Below are 22,079 nucleotides of genomic sequence, written 5' to 3'. Positions count from 1 at the left end.
TATGAATAGTCCGTAGGAGTTGAATTAAGATTTTTGTTGTCAAGGCAATTATCTGCACATTCAACTCCTGGACTAATTCAAACTTAAACTAGCACTTTTTCAAGGGCAGTTGTAAACAGCTTCATTTCATCCATAGTACCCATACTTACACGGCACCAGTTTTTTCCGTAGATTTCAAAAGCTCTAACACCAACACCTTCGGCGGTCATTTTTTCTAAGAAAGGTTTACCGTCCATTTCTATCGGAAATATGATAAAACTTGTAGAAGAAGGCACATATTCGAACCCTAATCTGTCAAGATTTTCATAGACATATTCCCTACATTCTTTATTCAATTTTCTAGATTTATCCTTGAAAGCAATATCTTCCATACTTGCCATTGCGGCATATACAGATGGTAAGGATATACCCATACCACCACGTGTAATTTTTTGTATGATGTTTAAAGTTTCCGGTTGCGCAACTACGTAACCAACACGTAAACCTGCCATACCCTGTATTTTAGAGAACGTACGCGCAATGATTACATTTTTACCTTCGTTGATCAATGATACCATACTCTTTTTGGCAGCATCGTCTAAAAAGCCTAAATATGCCTCATCAACAAAAATCGGAGTCTTTTCAGATACGCGAGAACAGAAATCTATCAGCTCTGCATGGTCTGTCATACTACCGGTTGGGTTATTTGGGTTACAGATGTATACCAATTTTGTGTCATCATCAACAGCAGCTTCCATTGCCGCTAGATCGTGAGACCAGTCTTTCTTTAGTGGAATTGGTTTCCAAGTAGCACCTGTAGCCTGAGCTACTTTGATCAACGACATGTATGCAGGGTCTGCAGAAACAATGTTTCCTCCATTTTGAAAAAATACCATGGCTGTTTTTTCCAATAGATCAGAAGAACCAGGTCCCATCATAATATTCTCTTGCTTAACACCCTCTTCTACAGCGATCTTATCCATAAGTTGATACAACTCTTTCCAAGCATATCTGTTTCCTTTCGGTGCATATTCCTGCATAGCGGAAACAGCCATTGGTGAAGGTCCGTAAGGATTTTCGTTTGCATTTAATTTTGCTGCAAGCGCTAAAGGTTCTGTTGGTGCATATGGTAAATACTCTTTAAAAAACGGAGTGTACGGTATGTTTCCTTTAGCATCTAATGCAATAGGTTGTGATGGGAAAGCCCCATAGGTCAAATAAGGTGCTGCCATTACACCTGCTGCTGTGAGAACGCCTTTTTTAAGCCAATCTCTTCTGTTTACATTTGTTTTCATACTGTGCTATATTTAAGTTAAAAAATTTCTAGTTTGAATCTACCGGCGTAGCATTGGCACCTATATTTCCTTCGGCAACAACAGTGTCATCGACTGTGCTCAATGCAATGCTTACATGTGCGTCTAGTGTTTCTAAACTGTCGTAAAACGATGTGTCCGTAATGAGAAAGAACTTGTTTTGAGTAAGTTCTCCAGTAGTTCCGTCTACATCATCTAACGTTGTTAAAACCGAAGTGCCAACGCCAACAGCTCCATCAATAATCACTGCTGGGTGAAAGGTGTCCTCTATGGTATTGTACATTGATATCTGTACCAATGTTTGCTCTAAATCGGTCTTCCAGAATACGATTCTTCCAAAAACATTGGATCCCATTGGGTCTGTAGAATCTATGGTATAGGCTGTAAACGTATCTAAGGTGCCACCACCTTCGGCTGCCTCTTGAGCTGAATCTAGCCGCTCTAAATCGCACGACCCGAATGTTATTAAGATTACAGTTAATACACTTAACTTTTTTATATATGTCTTTATCATTTTCTTAATTTTTAATATTAAACATCAATTAGAAGCTTAGTGTAGCCCTTACTGAATAAAAAGCCCCTAGAGATCCTTGTTGTGCATTACCGTATAGGTAAAAACCTCTTTCTTCTGATCGATATAAATCGGGATAATTATTGAAAATATTTTGTCCGGTTAGGGTAAAGGCCAAGTTCTCAGAAGCCTTATATGTAATCCCTAAATCAGAGGTGACCTGAGCCGAAAATGTTTGATCGGAAAAACCCTGTTCCCCAACATTTGGAAAGTTAGCATCGGTCAAGGTGCCAATTCCATCATCTATTCTAGCGATTTCCCCAAAATAGTTTCCTCTTAGCATTCCAGACCATTTTCCTATGCTATAGGTTGCAGAAGCAATGAATTGTGTATTTGGAACACCTTGCTCATAGGCACCTATTACGGCACGGTCAATGTAAAGGTCTTCAAGTTCTTGATCGGTCAAAACCGTATTCAAATCAGGAACATTTGCACCTTCAAAAGTTCTGTCCGATAGCAATCCGGATACGTTAAGATTCAACATTCCTTCACCAACTCTTTCACTATAGTTAGCTACTATTTCTATACCTTTTGTGCTGATATCACCACCGTTAATTCTAAAACTTGCCAAACCAGCACCTATAAGTGGTTCTAAAGCTGGGGCGTCACCTGCACTGAAGTTACCTGTACTGAACAAGCGGTCTTTAATATCTATTTGAAAGGCATCGATACTAAGGTCTAACTTGTTAAAAAGTTTTGCGGTAATTCCTAAACCTATGTTAGTAGATCTTTCTTCCTGTAACTGTTGAATACCGATGGTTTTTGCGACTTGACTGCTATTTGGGTATAGTGTTCCGTCAAACGGTTCTAGATCAACAAAAAAGGTAAATGTATGTGAGTAATTCAATTCTTGTAATGATGGTGCTCTAAAGCCATTACTGATCGATCCTCTAACTGATAAATTATCTGTAATAGAATAACGAGTAGCAAATTTGCCGGTAAAAACTCCGCCAAAATCCGAGTATTGTTCTGTACGTAACGCACCACTTACAAACCATTTGTCTGTAACATCTAATTCAAGGTCTAGATAAAGTCCAGTAACCGAGCGAAACTCATTTGCCTCGTTCTCAGGTGCAAAACCTCTAAAACATTGACAATTTGGACTGTATTGTAGTACAGGGTAGGAGCTGACACCACCATAAGGTAATACAAGAGCATCTCCATTACCATCAACAATTGGACTGCCGTCCAAACCTTCTAAAGGAAAACCATCTGGTCCAATAAGTTGTTGATTGTCTTCTGTTGCGGTAATAACACCTGCATCGCCTGCAGCGTAACTTTCTTCTTGTCCTCTTTCTATAATATAGTTCTCAATTCTAAATTCTCCTCCAATAGCGATGTTAAGGCCAGATAAGAAATCTGGATAGTATCTAGAAAGGTCAAAGTTGGTTGTGTTCTGTGTAAATTTGTGCGTACCCAAATCCATTTCTGTTGGTGAAGCGGATTGTAAACTGGCGTTAAACGTATTAAATTGTCCAAGTCTCTGAGTATTGGTGCCAAAGGTGTTGCTGAAATCAAAATCCCATTCACCTACTTTTCCTTTAATACCACCTGTAAAAGCCAAATTGGTTTGATCATTGGTCATTTGTGGTCTAAAACCGTTAGGATACAGGTCATAATTGAAACGATCGGTTTGTGCTGATCTTCTATAAAAACATCCAAATAGCTGACCTGCTTTATACCCAAAATCACCAAAGGAATAAAAGCTGCTTTCAGACATTTCAGAAAGTGGTATTTCTAGATCATAAGAAACTACGCCCAATACACTTGGTGATAAACCTGCAAAGGTTGATATGTCTCTCGCAGTTAGGCCACGTGCAGCAAGTAGTCCTGCATCTGTCTGTAATTCTGCGGCAAGTGCAGCATCTCCGGCAGTTTGTGCGGCCAATAATTCAGGATTGGTTATTATAGGATTACCCTGTGCATCTGTTCTTTCATTATTTAGATAAGAGTCTCCATAAGGTGTAGCGCCGCTAATATTTGGGCGAATTGCTGCTTCATTTTGACGATAGGTTCCTGCAACGTTTAGATATCCTCCGTTTTCAAAAGAGGTTCCGTAATTGATTCCAAGTTGATGTGTTATACCATCTGCTCCGTCTGTGTCGTTAAGCAAATCTTGGTCAGATTGGCTAATATTGGAATCACTAATATCTGGATTGGAATTGGTATAAAACCCGGCAGTGTAGTTTGCTGTGAATTTGTCTGTACCTTTTCTGGTAACTATATTGATTACCCCTGCAATAGCGTCAGAACCATATTGTGCTGAGGCACCATCCCGTAAAACTTCCACACGGTCTATAGCATCCAAGGAAATGAAATCCATATCAACTGAATTTGCAGATCCACCTGTTGCGGAACTTATTAACTGTGCTCCACTATGGCGTCTTTTACCATTTACTAGAACCAATAATTGATTGGGTCCTAAACCTCTTAAAGAAGGCGGTGTAACCGAAGCACTAAGGTCACCCCCCTGCGATCTAACAGCCGTAAACGATGGTGCGGAAGCAACAAGTAATTGACCAACATCCAATTGTGGCATGTTAATGGCCTGTTTACTTACGCTTATAACATCTACAGGAGCTGCCGTCTGTAATTTTGTTCTTGCTTGTCCCCTTGAACCTACTACTATGGTTTCTGTTAATTGTTGTGCAGATTCTTCAAGAATGGCGTTAATAGTCGTTTTGCTGTTTACGGGTATTTCTAGTTTGGCATAACCTATAAAAGAATACACAAGTATGGCATCACTTGATGCCGTAATGGAGTAAAGGCCATCAAAATCGGTAATGACACCTTTAGTGGTTCCTTTGACCATAACGTTAACGCCGGGCAAGGGTCCTTGTGTGTCAGACACTTTACCGTTAATTGTAATTTCCTGTGCTTGCGCTACGAATAGTGTACATAGTAACAAGAAGGATAATGTTAGAATTTTCTTCATAATCATGTGAGTTTAGTTGTTGCTCAATAGTATGCCTACCTAAAAAGCGTTTCTGTGGTTAGCAGAAATACTACTGGGGGAATACCTTATGCGTAAAAGAAAAGTTCCGGATACTTTACAGGTCAAAAAATCATGTTATTAGGTGACTAATTGACTTATACAATATTATAAATTGTTGCATCGAATTAAAAATAGCTGCAATTCGTTATGTGTTGATTATAAGTATGTTAACGGTGTATTTTTTAAATAATCGACAGTTTTTTAGAAAAAATCTATCATTAATTCAATTTTTTGGATTTTTGGAATTGGAAATGTGTCAATCTGGTATTATTGCCCAAAAATGTGCTTTTTATGTAATTAATAATTTGATTAGATAAAAATAAATAAAACGTCAATATTTGGCTTTTTTATTGCTTTATTATCACCAAATATTAGATTATTATAAATTAAATTTGTTAAAAATCCTTAAAACCTTATAATAATTTAACGATAGTTAAATATTGGTTGAAATAGCCGTAAAAACCTTTACCACAGATGAGAAATAAATTAGATCAGGTTGATTTCAATATTTTAAACATTTTAGCGGAAAACGCGCAGACCCCCTATACAGATGTAGCCAAGAAATTGATTGTTTCTCCTGGCACGGTACATATGCGAATGCGAAAGATGAGAGAAATGGGATTAATTACTGGTGCTACTTTAAGTTTGGACTATGCTAAAATGGGGTGGAAGATGACTATATTCTTAGGTATCTTTTTAAGTGAGATCAGCCTATTTAAAAAGGTAATGGCACGGTTGAACGAGATTGAAGAAGTTGTGAAAATACACCACGTAACGGGAAAATACGATGTCTTTATAAAGATGCACGCAAGAGATAGCTTTCACTACAAACAAGTATATCAAGATGAAATTCTAAGTATTTCTGGTATACGTGGTATAGAATCATTCATTTCTATTGAAGAGAATTTAGAACGTCATATTCGATTCGTAGAAGTTGAAGAAGATTAATTACAGTAGTTTCTTTTTTTTTGCAATTTCAACTAGCTGGTTACTTTCTAGCATAGCTTTCGTTTGACAAAAGAGCCGCACCTGCCGCTTTTGGTTTCAATTTTAGATGTTGTAATACTCTTCCCTTTCTACTTAACCATAGGTTATTAAAGCAAACGTTAAGTGTTTTACGGTCATTCATCTGTGTAATTGACCAATTGACAACATTTATGAAATAAATGGCATTAATTTTTTCAAGAACACCGTAATTTTGCATTCCCTTAAAAAAACAATTGTTGAAAGATATACTTATAGCGGCACTTTGGAGCATCTCGCCATTAGGAGAGGCTAAAGTTGGTATTCCATACGGTCTTCTACAAGGTGGTAATATTTATGTCATATTTTTAGTTTGTTTTTTAGCCAATGTTCTGGTCTTTCCAATAATGATGTTTTTTCTAAACACGGTCAATAGGTATTTGTTGAGATGGCATTTTTACAAAAAGAATGCAATATTTGTAGCAAGAAGGGCAAAAACTGGATCTGGTGATCAAATTAAGAAGTATGGTTTTTTCGGACTCATATTTTTCGTAATGTTGCCCGTGCCAGGTACTGGTGTTTATGCCGGTAGTATTGCTAGCTACCTATTTAAAATTGAAAGAAAGAAAGCCTTTTTGGCGAATACGATAGGTATATTTTTATCTTCTTTGATAGTTTGGGCAACTACTTTGTTGACCATGAAGGGAATGGCATAATATGTAATTTCCAAGATTTTTTATCCATTTTTTTTGTGAATAACTATACCCAATTTTAATTTCATTAACTGACTTGTCCTTTTAAATTTGTAGCTTTTTTTGAGCTATGGATACCCTTAAAATTGGAGACAAATTATATAATGTTGAACAGAACGGATTCAGCGATTTCGCACGTTATTCTTTTTCTGAAGTAGTACGGCTTACCGAAACCTTGGCGGTTTTAAAGAATGGCGTTAGACTCATTAATAGACCTAAACAGTCTTACATTATGGAAGATGTTGGCTATTCTGTCAATAGAAATAAGGGCTCGCATTGGCATATTGTTTCTTTAAAAGCAATTAGAAATGCCCAGATAGAAAATGAAAAAATACGGATTCATGATTGGTTTGAAGAGAAGCAATTCACATTAAAAGAGAAGCAATATATCTATAAATTGTTCAAAGCTGATGAAGAGCAATAATCTTTAAAAGTAGTATAGTTATTACAAGAAATGAACAGACCGTTTTTTAATTAAAAAACTCTTATTACCTTTACGGCGTTGTGTTGTGTCTCAAAGCAATTTGAGGCAATTGTGTTTATCGAATTTAATCGATAGAACCCAATGAAAGGCTTTCCATTAAGGGAGGCTTTTTTTGTTTTAACCCTATAGTTTATGTATCACGTAATGTAATAATGAGGCGGCTAATTTTGCCGTTTTATCGTCAATGTCATACTTAGGGTTTAATTCTACTACATCTAAACCTACTAATTTACCAGACTCTATAATAAGTTTTAAACTTTCAATTACAATATCTGGAGAAAAACCCATGGGTGAAGGTGCGCTTACACCTGGTGCAAAAGCCGAAGAAAACCCATCTAAGTCTATTGTAGTGTATACATAATCTACATCTTCAAGAAATTGAATAAGCCTTAATTGTACATGCTCAAGGTAGTTCATGTTAAAGTACTCCTGAAAGAGGTAGTTGACTTGGTGCAACTCTGCGAATTCAAATAAATCTTTGGTATTGGCATCTTTACGTATGCCTAAAGGCATGTATTTGATAGACTGACCATTCTTATTATGGTCTAAGGCAATTTGGTAAAATGGGGTGCCAGAATTATTGCCGTTAGTATGTGCCCTTAGGTCAAAATGAGCATCAAAATTTATAATTCCTATTTTTTCTTCGGGTTTTATATGTTGTAGTAACCCATTATAATGAGCATAAGATAAATCATGACTACCTCCAATAAGTATTGGGGTTGTTCTATTTTCTATTAAAAAGCTTACTGCATTGGCGCATTCTTTCTGTAGTTCTTCTAAGTTTTGATGTTTACATCCTAAATTTCCAAAATCTACTAGCTGGGTATCTTTATCTAAATGATTAGGCATTTTACCTAATTGCTTTCGAATAGCATCAGGACCCAAGGCTGAACCAACTCTTCCCTGGTTGCGTCTAACCCCTTCATCGCTGTTATAGCCTAACAATGCAATAGTCTTATTAGTGGTAACTGAGTTAGGTTCGCTTAGGTTTGAAAATGATACTTTTTCATGCAGATAAAGTTGTTTTTCAGAGCTTCGTCCAAACCAATTATCGGTATTCGCTAACTTATAAGTAGACATATCATTCTTTTTTTGGAATCATGAATCTTGAAATTCCTGATAACTTGAGGGAATTAAAATTCTAAAAAGTGTTTTAGCTAAACGAAAAAGTAATACTAATCTTACTTTTTGCTATGTTAAATGTGAAGATTTAGTTTTATGATGGCTTAATTAGTTGCCTTAATCTTTAAAATAAATCTTCTAGAAGCTTGTCTGCCACCAAGGTAGGGAAGGTTATTTTTAGAGTTTTTGTTCGTTCCATTTCTCGTTGCATCGCAAACATAGCCTCTTTGTTTCTTGCCCAGCTACGTCTAGCTATTCCGTTGTTTACATCGTAGAAGAGCATATTTTTTAATTTACGTGCGGCATCTTTAGAACCATCTAACACCATACCGAAACCACCATTGGTGACTTCTCCCCAACCAACGCCGCCGCCATTGTGTATAGATACCCAAGTTGCTCCTCTAAAACTATCTCCAATAACATTATGTATTGCCATGTCTGCGGTAAACCTGCTACCGTCGTAAATATTGCTTGTTTCTCTGTATGGTGAATCTGTACCACTAACATCATGGTGGTCCCGACCTAAAATTACAGGAGCGTGTAATTCTCCATTTTCAATGGCTTCGTTAAAAGCCAAGGCTATTTTTGCCCTGCCTTCGGCATCGGCATATAAAATTCGTGCTTTAGAACCAACAACTAGCTTGTTTTGCTCAGCTTCGGCTATCCATTTAATATTGTCTGATAGTTGCTGTTGAATTTCTGCGGGTGCTTCCTTTTTTATTTCTTTTAATACACGTAATGCAATGGCATCGGTTTTTTGTAGATCTTCTATTTTTCCTGATGAGCATACCCAACGAAATGGTCCAAATCCGTAATCGAAACACATGGGACCTAAAATGTCTTGCACATACGACGGATACTTAAAGTCTATTTTGTTTGCTGCCATTACATCGGCACCTGCTCTTGATGCTTCCAATAAAAAGGCATTGCCATAATCAAAGAAATAGGTGCCTTTTTTTGTATGCTGATTAATTGCTTCTGCATGCCTACGAAGCGATTCTTGTACTTTTGTTTTAAATGCGTCAGGATCTTGATTCATCATCTCATTAGATTCTTCAAAAGTCAACCCGACAGGATAATATCCACCTGCCCACGGATTATGTAAAGAGGTTTGATCAGAACCTAGGTGAATGAATAATTCTTCTGTATAAAATTTTTCCCATACATCGACCACATTGCCTATATATGCGAGTGATACTACTTCGTTTTTAGATGTGGCTTCCTTTGTTCTGGTTACTAAAATATCTAAATCATCAATCAATTCATCTACCCAACCTTGTTCATGTCTCTTTTTTGCTGCAAGCGGATTCACTTCTGCGCAAATGGTAACGCATTCGGCAATGTTACCGGCTTTTGGTTGTGCACCGCTCATTCCGCCTAAACCTGCAGTCAAGAATATTTTTCCATTGGGATTTTCATCCGTATTTAACACCTTTCTAAAAGCATTCATAACTGTAATTGCGGTGCCATGAACAATGCCTTGCGGACCTATGTACATATAGGAGCCCGCAGTCATTTGACCGTATTGTGTTACGCCAAGTGCATTGTATTTCTCCCAATCGTCTTGTTTGGAGTAATTCGGAATCATCATTCCGTTTGTGACTACAACTCTTGGTGCTTCTTTTGATGATGGGAATAATCCCATTGGGTGACCGGAATAGATATGTAAGGTTTGTTCGTCGGTCATTTCAGATAAATACTGCATGGTTAATAGATACTGCGCCCAATTTTGGAAAACGGCTCCGTTACCACCATAGGTAATGAGTTCTTGCGGATGTTGTGCAACGGCAGGGTCCAGATTATTCTGAATCATGAGCATGATGGCTGCAGCGTGACTAGTCTGTGCCGGATATGCTGAAATAGCACGGGCATGCATATCATAAGAGGGTTGAAAGCGATACATGTAAATTCTGCCATAGGTCTGTAATTCTTCAGCAAATTCAGGAGCCAATACTGAATGCCAGTCAGCAGGAAAATAACGCAAGGCATTTCTAATTGCCAAATGCTTCTCTTCTTTAGAAAGTATCTGCTTTCGGTTTGGTGCGTGACTAACCGCTGAAGAACGCTCCTTTCTTGGAGGTAATTCAGTAGGAATCCCTTGTTGTATTTCTGACTTAAAATCCATTTTTTATGTTTTGAGCTATAGAATTAGAATATTTTAAGAGTTCCCCCTTTGGGGGCTAGGGGGCTTTATGTCTATCAAAAACTAACTCTCCATTTTTCCATATCATACACGGTTTTAGATTACCTTGATTGTACAGAATATCTTGGTAATTATCGGAGTGAAATACCGCCAGGTCAGCTAAAAGTCCCGCTTCCAATTTGCCGCGATCTTTTAGTTTTAAAGCTGCCGCTGCTCTAAATGTGATCCCTGACAGAACCTCGGCATTGGTCAATTTTTCAAAAGTTCCCAGAATACTGGCTTGGGTCAGTAAATCGCCCATTGGTGCGGATCCTGGATTATGATCACTGGCGATGGCAAGTGCTGCTCCCGCATCTAACAGTTTACGAGCGGGAGTAAAATCGCACCCTAATCCTATAGAGGCTCCGGGTAATGCTACGGCAATGGTATCGCTGTTTGCTAAAAGTGCTATTTCTGTATCTGTAATAGCTTCAAGATGGTCTGCGCTAATGGCTTTATGGTTCACGGCAACTTTGCTACCACTTGTGGAGAATTGATCTGCGTGCACGGTAATATCAAAATCTAGTTCACTTGCTTTGGTGAAATATCCCTGAATATCATCCGCGGAAAAAGCACTTTGTTCGATAAAAGCATCCATTCTATGGGTTAGATTTTCCTCTTTAAGAACAGGGAAAAGCTCCTCAGAAATCATTTTTAAATATTCCTTCTCTGAGCCATTAAAATCTTTGGGTAACATATGCGCTGCAAGGCATGTAGCTATCAATTCTGGTAATGCCTTTTCATTAGCTTCTCTAATTGCGCGAAGCATTTTCAATTCGTCATCTATTGTTAGTCCGTAACCACTTTTAACTTCTAGTGTAGTCGTTCCATTTTTAAGATGCCGATTGGCTCTTTTAATGGTGTTTTTGGTCAATTCCTCTATACTCGCCTTTCGGGTTTCGGTAACGGTATCCCAAATACCACCACCGGCATTTGCAATTTCCATATATGATTTACCGGCATTTCTCATTGCGTAATCTTTGGCGCGCGAGCCACCAAAACAGATATGGGTATGGGCATCGACAAAGCCAGGGAGACAAACATGATTTCCTTTTAATAATTGGATGTCCGCTGCTGGATATTTCGATTTTAAGTCTTCAAAATTTCCTGTGGCTAAAATGAGGTTGTTTTCTATTACAATTCCGCCATCGGCAATCACCTGAAGCTCATGTTCGGCAATTGCACCTTTCAATGCCATGCCGGTCATGGGGATGATCTGTTTAAACGGACCTATAAGTGTTCTTTTTGTCATTAGATTAGTAGTTTTCGAACTCTTCTGAGTGTTTTGTCTTTAAAGATATGTTATGTTCTGCTTGTACACGGTCTATAACTTTAAGTATGGTCTGATCTTTTATCATAGCAATACCTTTTTCAATATCGTCTGCAAATACGCGGTCTTTACTTGCAAAAGCTACTTGGCTGCGAACTGCATTATGTACCTCGTCTAAATAAATGCCCGATTTCAAAGGCTTTCTAAATTCAAAAGCTTGAGCAGCGGTTAGTAATTCAATTGCCAAAATCTTCTCAACATTACCAATAACCTGCAACGCCTTTCTGCCACCAATAGAGCCCATGCTTACATGGTCTTCTTGACCAAGGGAGGTAGGAATACTATCTGCGCTTGATGGAAAGCAAAGTCCCTTATTCTCACTTGCCAATGCTGCGGTAGTGTATTGTAAAATCATATATCCGGAATTGATGCCGGTGTCGTTCATGAGAAGTTTTGGTACACCGGGACTATTACCTTCTAAGGAAAGATAAATACGCCGGTCGGAAATGTTTCCGATTTCAGATGCTGCTAAACAGGCATAGTCCAAAGCCATGGCTAAAGGTTGACCGTGAAAATTACCACCACTAATGGTCAGTTCTTCATCTATAATTACAGGATTATCGGTAACCGAATTCAACTCTACTTCCAATAATTCTTTTAAATGTAACCATGCTGTTCTTGAAGCACCATGCACCTGTGGAATACAGCGGATGGAGTAGGGGTCTTGGACTTTCTCACAATCTACATGGGCTTCCATGATTTCTGAACCTTTTAATAATTTCTTTACTCGTTTGGCCACATGCACATTCCCTTTAAATGGACGCAGTGCATGAAGCTCGTTATAGAATGGTTTTACAGAACCCTGTAAACCTTCTATCATCATGGCGCCAATAACATCTGCTTGTGCCAAAATAGAATGTAATTGTGCTACTACTTTTACGGCATGTGCCGCTATAAATTGTGTGCCATTTATCAATGCCAGTCCTTCTTTTGGTCCCAATTCAATTGCCTCCAGTCCTGTTTTTTTGAAAAGGGTTTCAGTAGTTATCGTTTCATTTCTGTATTCCACTTTACCTAGACCAATAAGTGGTAGAAATAAATGGGAAAGTGGCGCTAAATCTCCTGATGCACCAACAGAACCTTGCGATGGTACTATAGGGATGGCATCGTTTTCTATATGCCATATAATTCGGTTTAAAGTGGTCAATGCTATTCCCGAATATCCTTTTGCCAACGATTGTGCTTTAAGAATCAGCATTAATTTTGCAATGTCTTTTGCTATAGGGTCACCAACACCTACACTGTGACTCTGAAGTATATTGCTCTGTAAAATATTAGTTTCTGACTTTGATATTTTGGTGGTACATAATGGTCCAAAACCTGTATTAATGCCATAAACAGGATGACCTTTATCTACAATGTTCTGTACAATTTTCCAGCTTATGGTTATTTTGTTTTCCGTAGCTTTAGACAGTATGGGAGAAAATTCACCATGTACAATTTGCATTGCTTTCCCCGATGTAAGCCAATCTTCGCCCAATTTAAACGTCTGTTTGCTCATAGCTATCTGTCTTGAATATTCTAATTAAAATTAATGACTATTTTTGATACTTAGTAATATCATTTTTGTCATTAATCAATAACTATGAGTAATCAGATAGAATTGCGTCACCTGACCTATTTCCTAGCGGTAGCGCAAGAATTACACTTTAGAAAGGCTGCAGAAAAATTATTCATTTCGCAACCGGGACTTAGCAGGCAGGTGAAGCAGATGGAAGAGATTCTAGAGACCCAATTATTCGAAAGAAATAAGAAAAAAGTGACATTAACACCGGCAGGTCACTACTTAAAGAAGGAGGTTGAATATATTTTCAACCATCTAGAAAAAGTAGAACGTCAATTGAAGTTGGTGGGCGATGGTAATAGTGGCGAACTGCGTATTGGTTTTTTAGGTTCTGCGATGCAACAGGTAATACCTGAATTATTACTTGGATTAAAGGAAAACTATCCAAAGGTAAAAACATCTTTGGAAGAACTCTCTAATGTTGCCCAAGTAGATGCTGTTTTAAAAGATAAATTGGATATAGGTTTTGTACGGGTTTCAAGGGTGCCAAGTACCTTAGAAATGAAAACAGTATTTACAGATACTTTTTCGTTAGTGTTGCCAGAAAGATACCCCATGCTTACTAGGGAGTTTGACGGGATGCAACGATTTGCCAATGAAGATTTCATATTGTTTAGTCAGGCTTATAGTCCGTTGTATTATGACACTATAATGAGTATTTGTCAAGATGCTGGTTTTGCACCTAAAGTCTCTCACAAATCGGTTCATGCGCATACTATTTTTAAGCTGGTAGAAAATCACATGGGCATTGCAATTGTACCTACTTCTTTGCAAAACGGATTTCAAATGAGGGTGAAGTTTGTGGAACTAAAGGATATTCCCCAACGAGCGGAACTATCGGTTATTTGGAAAAAGGAACATACCAACCCTGTTCTTAAGAATTGTATGGAGTTGCTTTTAAAAGATAAGTTTTAATACTTATGTAACATAGAATGAGGTGTTCAAATCTTAATTTTACTTTGGTTACGAAAGGGAGAAAATAGAAAATAGAGAATAGAAAAGAGAAATTTGGCGTGCTGCGCTTAGCGTAATGCGCACAGCGAATAAACGAAAATATGATATTTGATATAATTAAAAAGAGACGATCGGTTTTTCCGGTACAGTATAATGATACACCAATTGCGAAGGCAGATATAGAGAAGGTTTTAGAAGCAGCAAACTGGGCTCCAAACCACAGGTGTACAGAACCTTGGCGATTTAAAGTGATTCAAGGTGAGGCAAAGGGTAGACTTGGGGTTTTCTTAGCAAAAAAGTATGAAGAGTTTGATCCCAAGCCAAAGGCAATGAAGATTAAGAAATTACAAGAGAATCCTATAATGGCAAGCGCAATTATTGCTATTTGCATGCAAAGAGATCCTAACGAATCCATACCTGAATGGGAAGAAGTGGCAGCAGTTGCCATGGCCGTACAAAACATGTGGTTGCAATGTACTGAAATGGGTATTGGATGTTATTGGTCTTCTCCGGGACTCATAAAACATATGGGTGAATTTTTAAATTTAGCCAATGGCGAAAAATGTTTGGGATTTTTCTACATGGGCAATTTCAATGAAGAATTGACCAAAGGAAAACGTGGGTCTATTGAAAGTAAAACAGAATGGATTACGGAGTAATCACTCATTTAATTAAAGAAAGGAAACAAAGTAGTACTATGTTCCCAAGCTTTTGAAATGAAGAGTCCTAGATAAACAATGGCGACCATAAATTTCAAGAACGTTCCTGTCAAGAATCCTAAAAAAGAACCAAAAGCCGCTTTCGTAGCGGTTTTTTTGTCCGCCTTATTCAGTAATTCTCCCACTAAAGCACCAACAAAAGGCCATATAATAATTCCGAAGGGTCCTAGAACTGGGAATATTAAAGCAACCAATAATCCTACCGTGGTACCTATTACTCCCGCTTTCGTACCTCCAAACTTTTTTGTTCCGATGGCTGGTATTACGTAATCTAATCCAAAAACTACTAAGGCTATAACTAATGTAATGCCTAAAAACGTCCAATTCATGGTAATGACGCTTGTAGAGTAAAGTAGCAGCAAACCGACCCAACTAATTGGTGGTCCTGGTAAAATGGGTAAAAAGCTTCCTAAAATGCCTACAAGCATTAAAATGAATCCTAGAACTAATAAAAATATATCCATTGTAAATAGTAAGTGTTGCTTATAAGACTAATATAGGTTGCATTTGTTACATGATCACCTATCAAAAGTAATTTTTTCAACTATAAAATTAGTTTAAACTAAATATTTAGTTATATTTGAGCATAGAACTAAAAGATTAGTTGAATGAAACAGTTGACAAAAGCAGAGGAAGAAGTGATGATTGTGTTATGGGAATTACAGAAATGTAACGTAGCATCGATCATTGAAAAGTTACCTGAACCAAAACCGGCATATAATACCGTTTCTACAATTGTTAGAATTTTAGAAAGCAAGGGTTTTGTTGATCATGAACAAGTAGGTAAAGGATATTTGTATTTCCCTTTGGTGAAGAAATCAGATTACAGTAATCAATCCATCAATAAACTGGTAGACGGCTATTTTCAAGGTTCATTTAAAAGTATGGTGTCGTTTTTTATGAAGAAGAACGATATGAGTCTGTCTGAATTGGAATCGGTATTGAATGAAATTAAAAAGGAAAAACCATGATACAATACATTTTGGAGTGTATCGCCTTTCAACTTCTTTTCTTAGTTATTTATGACTTTTTTTTAAAGAAGGAAACCTTTTTTCAATGGAACAGATTGTATCTGCTAGGAACATTTTTGTTGTCCTTGATTTTACCTTGGGTAAAAATTGAAGCTTTTAAGCAGCAAGTGCCGCAGACATTTGCCAATTACCCAGAATATTTATGGGGATTACAAAATGAAGCTGTTGTGGTTCAAGTTCAGGAATCAGCCAGCTGGAATCTTACTTGGCAAGAAGGTGTTTTTTATGGCGGAATGCTTGTAGCATTAGTGTTATTCGGATTAAAAATTAGACAATTATATCTCTTGAGAAAGAGCGGAGAAAAGATTTCTTACCCTTTGTTTACCCAGATTGTTATAGAAAATAGCAACATTGCTTTTTCATTTTTTAAATCCATTTTCATTGGAGATAAAGTATTGAAAATGAAGCATGATACCATAATAGCACATGAACTGGTACATATAAAACAAAGGCATACGTACGACTTGTTGTTTTTTGAGTTGATGCGAATTGTAGGCTGGTTTAATCCGCTAGTGTACGTATATCAAAATCGCATTTCAGAATTACATGAGTTTATTGCCGATGCTCAAGTATCAAAAGAGCATAAAACAGATCATTATGAGCAGTTATTGGCTCAGGTTTTTCAGACCGAACATATATCATTCATCAATCAATTTTTTACAAAATCATTAATCAAAAAACGAATAATCATGTTACAAAAATCAAAATCAAAAAAAGTTTGGCAGTTGAAGTATTTACTATTAGTACCAATGGTGCTGGGAATGTTGTTTTATACTAGTTGCGAGATGTCGCCAAAATCAGAAAACGATGAATTTATTAATGGAACTTCATTATCTACAAGTGTTGATGTTCCTTATGCTGTAGTTGATGAAGTCCCAATTTTCCCAGGCTGTGAAGATGCAGACGATAAGCGCGCTTGCTTTAATGAGAAAATTCAAAAACACATCGGTAAGCATTTTAATTACCCTCAAAAGGCTCAAGATGCTAATATAGAGGGACGAGTAAGTACGATGTTCACTATTTCCTCTGAGGGAACAATTGAAAATATTAAAATGCGTGGTCCAGATAAGCTGCTGGAAGATGAGGTGGAACGCATAATTAAAAGGTTGCCAAAGATGACACCTGGAAAGCAATCTGGTAAAGTAGTAAATGTTCCTTTTTCAATTCCTGTACAATTTGTTTTAGATAATACTACTAGTTCTACATTAAACGAGAAAACATACATGAATGAAAATGATGTTCCTTTCGCTGTGGTTGACGAGGTTCCAATTTTTCCTGGTTGTGAAGATGCAGATAATAAACGTGCTTGCTTTAATGAGAAAATGCAGCAACATATTGGGAAACATTTTAAGTACCCCAAAGCAGCTGTAGATGCTAATATTGACGGTAGGGTAAGTACTATGTTTATGATTAATTCAGAGGGAACTATAGAGAACATTAAAATGCGTGGTCCGGATAAGCTGTTGGAAGATGAGGTGGAGCGTATAATAAAAAGGTTGCCAAAGATGACTCCAGGGAAGCAATCAGGGAAAGCAGTTAATGTACCTTTTTCTATTCCTGTTAATTTTAAGTTGCAGTAACTCTAAAGTTAATATTCTATAGTAGGTTTTAATTGTTGAAATAACTCCTCAAAAAAATCGTAATTTCACCAGTAGAACAGGTGAAATGAAACGAGTTATCTATTTTCTTGTGTTAATTTTAATAAGTTCTTGTTCGTTCTTTGAGTCCAAACAAAAAAGAACGCAAGAGCTTATTGATGAGGAGTTGCGCCATATGGATTGGAACAGTGTAGATTCTTATCCGTTTTTCTATACTTGCGATGAAGCGGTTACCAAAGAACAGCAGAAAATTTGCTTTGAAGAAACCTTAATCTCCCATTTTCAAGAAACCTTGAATGATTTTGAATTTACCTTGACAGATAAGGAAAGTGAAACCGTTGAGGTTATTTTTGTTATTGATACCTTAGGTCGAATACGAGTTAATAAGATTTATAAAAATGAACTAGTATTAGATCAAATGCCAGAATTTGATGGCGTTATTACACAAAGCTTAAAGAATCTTCCTAAACTTGCACCCGCTTTAAAAAGAGGAATTCCGGTGAATACCAAATATCGAATTCCGGTTCAATTAAATACAAAATAAGCATTTTGGCGAACGAGAAAATAATTTTGGGTATTGACCCAGGTACGACTATTATGGGTTTCGGACTCATAAAAGTGGTAGGTAAAAAAATGGAGTTTATTCAAATGAACGAATTGCTTCTTCAAAAATATAACGACCCATACACCAAATTAAAACTCATTTTTGAGCGTACTATAGAATTGATAGATACCTATCACCCAGATGAGATTGCCATTGAAGCACCTTTCTTCGGTAAGAACGTACAATCGATGCTTAAACTAGGTAGAGCACAAGGGGTTGCTATGGCAGCGGGACTATCACGTCAAATACCGATTACCGAATACTTGCCCAAAAAAATCAAAATGGCGGTTACCGGAAATGGTAATGCCAGTAAAGAGCAAGTTGCTAGAATGTTACAAAGCGTATTGCGACTAAAAACACTCCCAAAAAACCTAGATAGCACTGACGGACTTGCTGCTGCAGTATGCCATTTTTATAATCAAGGGAGAGTTGATGTGGTCGGTAAAAGTTATTCTGGCTGGGATGCTTTTGTGAAGCAGAATGAGAAAAGGGTTAAGAAACCTTAACAATGACTAATAAACAATTAACAGTTAACAGTAATTAATTGGCAATGAATAATGAAAATCCTCTTTTGAGTAAATCTTATGATTTTGCTTTGCAAATTGTTAAATTATATCAAGAACTAACGAAGAAAAAAAGGGAGTATGTTCTATCGAAACAACTTTTGAGAGCAGGAACTTCTGTAGGTGCGAATATAGCAGAAGCTAATGGCGCGATATCAAAAGCCGATTTTTCAGCTAAGATTTCAATTGCTTATAAAGAAAGTTTAGAGACTAAATATTGGTTAAACCTTTTAAAGGATTCAGAATATATTGAATTGTCAATTGCGAATGGTTTAATAGAAAAAGCTGATGAACTTTCTAAAATTATGTTCGCTATACTTAAATCCACAAGAACTAAAAAACAAGCATAATTGTTAACTGATTATTGCTAATTGCTAATTGAACTCATGTCCGGTATCTACATCCACATTCCTTTTTGCAAGCAGGCTTGCCATTATTGTGATTTCCATTTTTCTACCACTATGGGTAAGAAAGCGGCGATGGTGAATGCTTTGTGTAAAGAACTGGGGCTTCGTAAAAAAGAGTTTAAAGGTGAGCAGGTAGCTACTATTTATTTTGGCGGTGGAACGCCTTCTGTTTTGGAGACTGAGGAAATTGAGCAATTGATAGAAGCGGTTCGTGAACATTATCATGTTGTAGACAATCCGGAGATTACCTTAGAGGCGAATCCTGATGATTTATCCGAAGAAAAAATATTGCAATTGGCGGATAGCCCAATAAACCGATTAAGTATTGGTATCCAGTCTTTTTTTGAGGAAGATCTAAAACTGATGAATCGTGCACATAATGCTTTGGAAGCTGAAAAGTGTTTGCAATTGGCGAGCGAACATTTCGATAATATTTCGATTGATCTTATTTACGGAATGCCGAATATGACTTTAGAACGCTGGAAACGGAATATAGATAAAGCACTTGGTTTTAATATTCCCCATATCTCTAGTTATGCCCTTACGGTTGAGCCCAAAACGGCACTTGCGAAGTTTGTAGAGGATGGATTAATTACTCCCGCTACTGACGAAGAAACGCAAGAGCATTTTAACTTGCTGAACGAGACTTTGCTTGGGGAAGGATTCGATTGTTACGAGATTTCCAATTTTGGGAAACCAGGGTATTACTCTAAGAATAACTCGGCCTACTGGCAGCAGAAAAAATATATCGGTATTGGTCCGTCTGCGCATTCATTTGATGGTGTTCGTAGAGGATGGAACATTAATAACAATCCGAAGTATATAAAATCCATAGCGCAGAATATATTACCTATGGAGGTTGAAATACTTTCTTCGACCGATAAATACAACGAGTATGTGATGACAGGCTTACGCACCATTTGGGGTGTTTCTCTTACTAGAATATCAACTGAATTCGGTTCTCAATACAAAGAATATGCGCTAATGCAAGCTGATAAATTTATAGAAGAACATTTACTTTTTGTTGACGGTGACATTCTGAAGACCACTAAAAAAGGGATGTTTCTAGCAGACGGCATTGCGGCAGATTTGTTTATGTTGAATTTGAAATAATCTATTTGCAAAGTTGAGGCAAAACGTAATGTCAGTTCGAGTGATTTTTATTGAAGTGTAACGGAAATATAAAATAGTATCGAGAACAGTTTTGGAACACGCGAGCTTCTCGATACCCTCCTCAACGACCGGCAGGCAAATTTTCTCATACCTCGTAAATCCACTCGAAGTGACATGAGTACTAGAAGAAATCATTTTGTTAGGGTTAATGTTAAACGTATTGTCAGTTCGAGTGATTTTTTATTGCAGTGAAACGGAAATTAAGAATTGTATCGAGAACAGGTCTGGAACACGAATTCACCATTGTCTTTATTTAAACTTCTTTTTCGAAAGATTCGGCAATTCGTCGTATTCTCCTGCAATAAGCGCTCTTTTCTTAGCTTTTGACCATTTTTTAATACGCTTTTCGGTTTCAATTGCGATATTGGGGTCAGTGAATTCACAATAATAGACTAGAGTGACAGGTTTTCTTTTGCTTGTGTAGCTGTCCTTATATTTACCTGATTGGTGTGATTCTAACCTTTGAGTTAGTCTAGAGGTTATGCCGGTGTAAAAAGTGCTGTCGGCACATTCCAATATATAAACATAGTAAGTGATCACCTTTTCAATTTACGATTTAGATGGTCACAAACGAGTTCTCGATACAAATTTCTTCGTGCCTCAAAAATTCACTCGAAGTGACAAGAGTACTGGAAACAATCATTTTGTTAGGGTTAATATTAAACGTTTTGTCAGTTCGAGTGATTATAAGCTGCAATGTAATGGAAGCATAAAATTGTATCGAGAACAGGTTTGGAACATGCGAGTTCTTGATACCCTCCTCAACGGCGGGCAGGTAAATTTTCTCGTACCTCAAAAATTTCCTCGAAGTGACATTAGTACTTGAAATATTCTATTTGTCAGAGTTGGTATAATACGTACTGTCAGTTCGAGTGATTTTAAGCTGCAATGTAATGGAAGCATAAAATTGTATCGAGAACAGGCTAGGGACACGAATATTCACCTCTTCTAAAATCCTTCGAAATAACCGCCCAAAAATTTGTAAATTTCTTATCTCAAAGCTACTATGTAAATTGAGGCTAAAGACAATGAAGACTACCATAACCTATAATGCCAACGAGTACGAAATAGACTTGTCTAAACCCCTAGATATTTCCATACCAATCACTAATAAAGATGATAACGTAAACGCTTGGTATGTTGATGCTCCAACAATAGAGCCCCATAGAGAAACTAATTTTACAGGAAGTATTGCGGCAGGTTCTAGCACCAATTTTTATGATATATCTTTCAATCCGCATTCTCATGGTACGCATACCGAATGTGTTGGTCATATTTCTGCAGCGCATCAATCTATAAATCAGCATTTAAAACAGTTTTTCTTTTTGGCTGAGGTGATTACGATTACACCATCTGAAGAAAAAGGAGATTTGGTCATCACAAAAGATAAAATTGAAAATGCACTTAGCGATAATACACCAAAGGCACTAGTGATAAGAACGCTTCCTAATCAGGCATCAAAACAAAATAGGCAGTATTCGCATACCAACCCGCCCTACATATTAGAAGATGCGATGGTGTTTATAAGAGAATTGGGAGTGGAGCATTTGTTGATCGACTTGCCATCTGTAGACAAGGAAAAAGATGATGGCAAGCTTCTGGCACACAAGGCATTTTGGAACTTCAATTCAGAGGTGAGATTGAACGCTACCATTACGGAGTTCATATATGTTACAGATTCCATTACTGATGGTTCGTACTTTGTAAACTTGCAGGTGGCACCTTTTGAGAATGACGCTAGCCCAAGCAGACCGGTGCTTTATAAAATAGAATAA

21 protein-coding genes are annotated in these 22,079 nt (G+C 37.2%); 12 read left to right on the top strand and 9 right to left on the bottom strand.

Features of this window, described 5'->3' with window-relative positions; translation table 11 throughout:
* Window positions 1-83: 83 nt before the first annotated feature.
* From SJY30_RS11400 to SJY30_RS11390, 3 genes are read right to left on the bottom strand one after another with little or no spacing between them, the layout of a single operon-like run.
* Window positions 84-1,274: a pyridoxal phosphate-dependent aminotransferase gene (locus SJY30_RS11400; protein ID WP_396632300.1), complete on the bottom strand. Its 1,191-nt coding sequence runs from the start codon at window positions 1,272-1,274 to the stop codon at window positions 84-86.
* Window positions 1,275-1,302: 28 nt separating this feature from the next.
* Window positions 1,303-1,806, bottom strand: coding sequence for a hypothetical protein (locus SJY30_RS11395; RefSeq protein ID WP_396632299.1), 504 nt, complete (start codon window positions 1,804-1,806; stop codon window positions 1,303-1,305).
* A 28-nt stretch (window positions 1,807-1,834) separates the two neighbouring features.
* On the bottom strand, window positions 1,835-4,798 hold the full coding sequence (locus SJY30_RS11390) for a TonB-dependent receptor domain-containing protein (RefSeq protein WP_396632298.1): 2,964 nt from the start codon (window positions 4,796-4,798) through the stop codon (window positions 1,835-1,837).
* A 534-nt stretch (window positions 4,799-5,332) separates the two neighbouring features.
* On the opposite strand from SJY30_RS11390, the gene SJY30_RS11385 reads away from it, so the two are divergent.
* From SJY30_RS11385 to SJY30_RS11375, 3 genes are all read left to right on the top strand, one after another.
* Entirely contained in the window at window positions 5,333-5,806 is a 474-nt protein-coding gene (locus tag SJY30_RS11385) for an Lrp/AsnC family transcriptional regulator (RefSeq protein WP_276471471.1), read from the top strand.
* A gap of 272 nt (window positions 5,807-6,078) precedes the next feature.
* Window positions 6,079-6,537 (top strand): COG2426 family protein, encoded by a 459-nt coding sequence (locus SJY30_RS11380; RefSeq protein WP_396632297.1) that lies wholly within the window; start codon window positions 6,079-6,081, stop codon window positions 6,535-6,537.
* A 106-nt stretch (window positions 6,538-6,643) separates the two neighbouring features.
* A complete protein-coding gene (locus SJY30_RS11375) occupies window positions 6,644-6,997 on the top strand; it encodes a pyruvate kinase (RefSeq protein WP_396632296.1) in 354 nt (117 codons plus the stop codon).
* A 183-nt stretch (window positions 6,998-7,180) separates the two neighbouring features.
* Here the strand turns inward: SJY30_RS11375 and hutG are convergent, their stop codons facing one another.
* The 4 genes from hutG to hutH all read right to left on the bottom strand — a co-directional run bounded on the left by hutG (window position 7,181) and on the right by hutH (window position 13,192).
* Window positions 7,181-8,137, bottom strand: coding sequence for a formimidoylglutamase (hutG, locus tag SJY30_RS11370; RefSeq protein ID WP_396632295.1), 957 nt, complete (start codon window positions 8,135-8,137; stop codon window positions 7,181-7,183).
* A gap of 166 nt (window positions 8,138-8,303) precedes the next feature.
* On the bottom strand, window positions 8,304-10,304 hold the full coding sequence (locus tag SJY30_RS11365; protein ID WP_396632294.1) for a urocanate hydratase: 2,001 nt from the start codon (window positions 10,302-10,304) through the stop codon (window positions 8,304-8,306).
* Window positions 10,305-10,359: 55 nt separating this feature from the next.
* Window positions 10,360-11,613, bottom strand: a complete 1,254-nt coding sequence (gene hutI / locus SJY30_RS11360; RefSeq protein ID WP_396632293.1) for an imidazolonepropionase — start codon at window positions 11,611-11,613, stop codon at window positions 10,360-10,362.
* Window positions 11,614-11,617: 4 nt separating this feature from the next.
* Window positions 11,618-13,192, bottom strand: coding sequence for a histidine ammonia-lyase (hutH, locus tag SJY30_RS11355; protein ID WP_396632292.1), 1,575 nt, complete (start codon window positions 13,190-13,192; stop codon window positions 11,618-11,620).
* Window positions 13,193-13,276: 84 nt separating this feature from the next.
* Here hutH and SJY30_RS11350 point away from each other — a divergent pair, with 84 nt between their 5' ends.
* Window positions 13,277-14,170, top strand: a complete 894-nt coding sequence (locus SJY30_RS11350) for a LysR family transcriptional regulator (RefSeq protein ID WP_396632291.1) — start codon at window positions 13,277-13,279, stop codon at window positions 14,168-14,170.
* Window positions 14,171-14,310: 140 nt separating this feature from the next.
* Entirely contained in the window at window positions 14,311-14,868 is a 558-nt protein-coding gene (locus tag SJY30_RS11345; RefSeq protein ID WP_396632290.1) for a nitroreductase, read from the top strand.
* 8 nt (window positions 14,869-14,876) lie between these two features.
* Here the strand turns inward: SJY30_RS11345 and SJY30_RS11340 are convergent, their stop codons facing one another.
* Window positions 14,877-15,392, bottom strand: coding sequence for a DUF456 domain-containing protein (locus tag SJY30_RS11340; RefSeq protein WP_396632289.1), 516 nt, complete (start codon window positions 15,390-15,392; stop codon window positions 14,877-14,879).
* A gap of 144 nt (window positions 15,393-15,536) precedes the next feature.
* Between SJY30_RS11340 and SJY30_RS11335 the strand changes: the two genes are divergently transcribed.
* From SJY30_RS11335 to hemW, 6 genes are all read left to right on the top strand, one after another.
* Window positions 15,537-15,899 (top strand): BlaI/MecI/CopY family transcriptional regulator, encoded by a 363-nt coding sequence (locus SJY30_RS11335; protein ID WP_036151723.1) that lies wholly within the window; start codon window positions 15,537-15,539, stop codon window positions 15,897-15,899.
* A complete protein-coding gene (locus SJY30_RS11330; protein ID WP_396632288.1) occupies window positions 15,896-17,539 on the top strand; it encodes a TonB family protein in 1,644 nt (547 codons plus the stop codon). The genes SJY30_RS11335 and SJY30_RS11330 overlap by 4 nt, the downstream gene beginning before the upstream one ends.
* 85 nt (window positions 17,540-17,624) lie before the next feature.
* Entirely contained in the window at window positions 17,625-18,101 is a 477-nt protein-coding gene (locus tag SJY30_RS11325) for a hypothetical protein (protein ID WP_396632287.1), read from the top strand.
* 5 nt (window positions 18,102-18,106) lie between these two features.
* Window positions 18,107-18,667 carry a crossover junction endodeoxyribonuclease RuvC gene (gene ruvC, locus SJY30_RS11320; protein WP_396632286.1) on the top strand — a complete coding sequence of 187 codons (561 nt, stop codon included), beginning with the start codon at window positions 18,107-18,109 and terminating at the stop codon, window positions 18,665-18,667.
* Between the two features lie 44 nt (window positions 18,668-18,711).
* Window positions 18,712-19,074, top strand: a complete 363-nt coding sequence (locus SJY30_RS11315; RefSeq protein ID WP_396632285.1) for a four helix bundle protein — start codon at window positions 18,712-18,714, stop codon at window positions 19,072-19,074.
* 36 nt (window positions 19,075-19,110) lie between these two features.
* Window positions 19,111-20,244 carry a radical SAM family heme chaperone HemW gene (hemW, locus tag SJY30_RS11310; RefSeq protein ID WP_396632284.1) on the top strand — a complete coding sequence of 378 codons (1,134 nt, stop codon included), beginning with the start codon at window positions 19,111-19,113 and terminating at the stop codon, window positions 20,242-20,244.
* Between the two features lie 309 nt (window positions 20,245-20,553).
* Here the strand turns inward: hemW and SJY30_RS11305 are convergent, their stop codons facing one another.
* Window positions 20,554-20,844: a GIY-YIG nuclease family protein gene (locus tag SJY30_RS11305; RefSeq protein ID WP_396632283.1), complete on the bottom strand. Its 291-nt coding sequence runs from the start codon at window positions 20,842-20,844 to the stop codon at window positions 20,554-20,556.
* A gap of 488 nt (window positions 20,845-21,332) precedes the next feature.
* Between SJY30_RS11305 and SJY30_RS11300 the strand changes: the two genes are divergently transcribed.
* On the top strand, window positions 21,333-22,079 hold the full coding sequence (locus tag SJY30_RS11300) for a cyclase family protein (RefSeq protein WP_396632282.1): 747 nt from the start codon (window positions 21,333-21,335) through the stop codon (window positions 22,077-22,079).

This window comes from Maribacter sp. R86514, from assembly GCF_044597005.1.
Lineage (GTDB): Bacteria > Bacteroidota > Bacteroidia > Flavobacteriales > Flavobacteriaceae > Maribacter.
The sequence above is the reverse complement of the archived record's forward strand: the minus strand, read 5'-3'. Positions and strand labels throughout refer to the sequence as shown.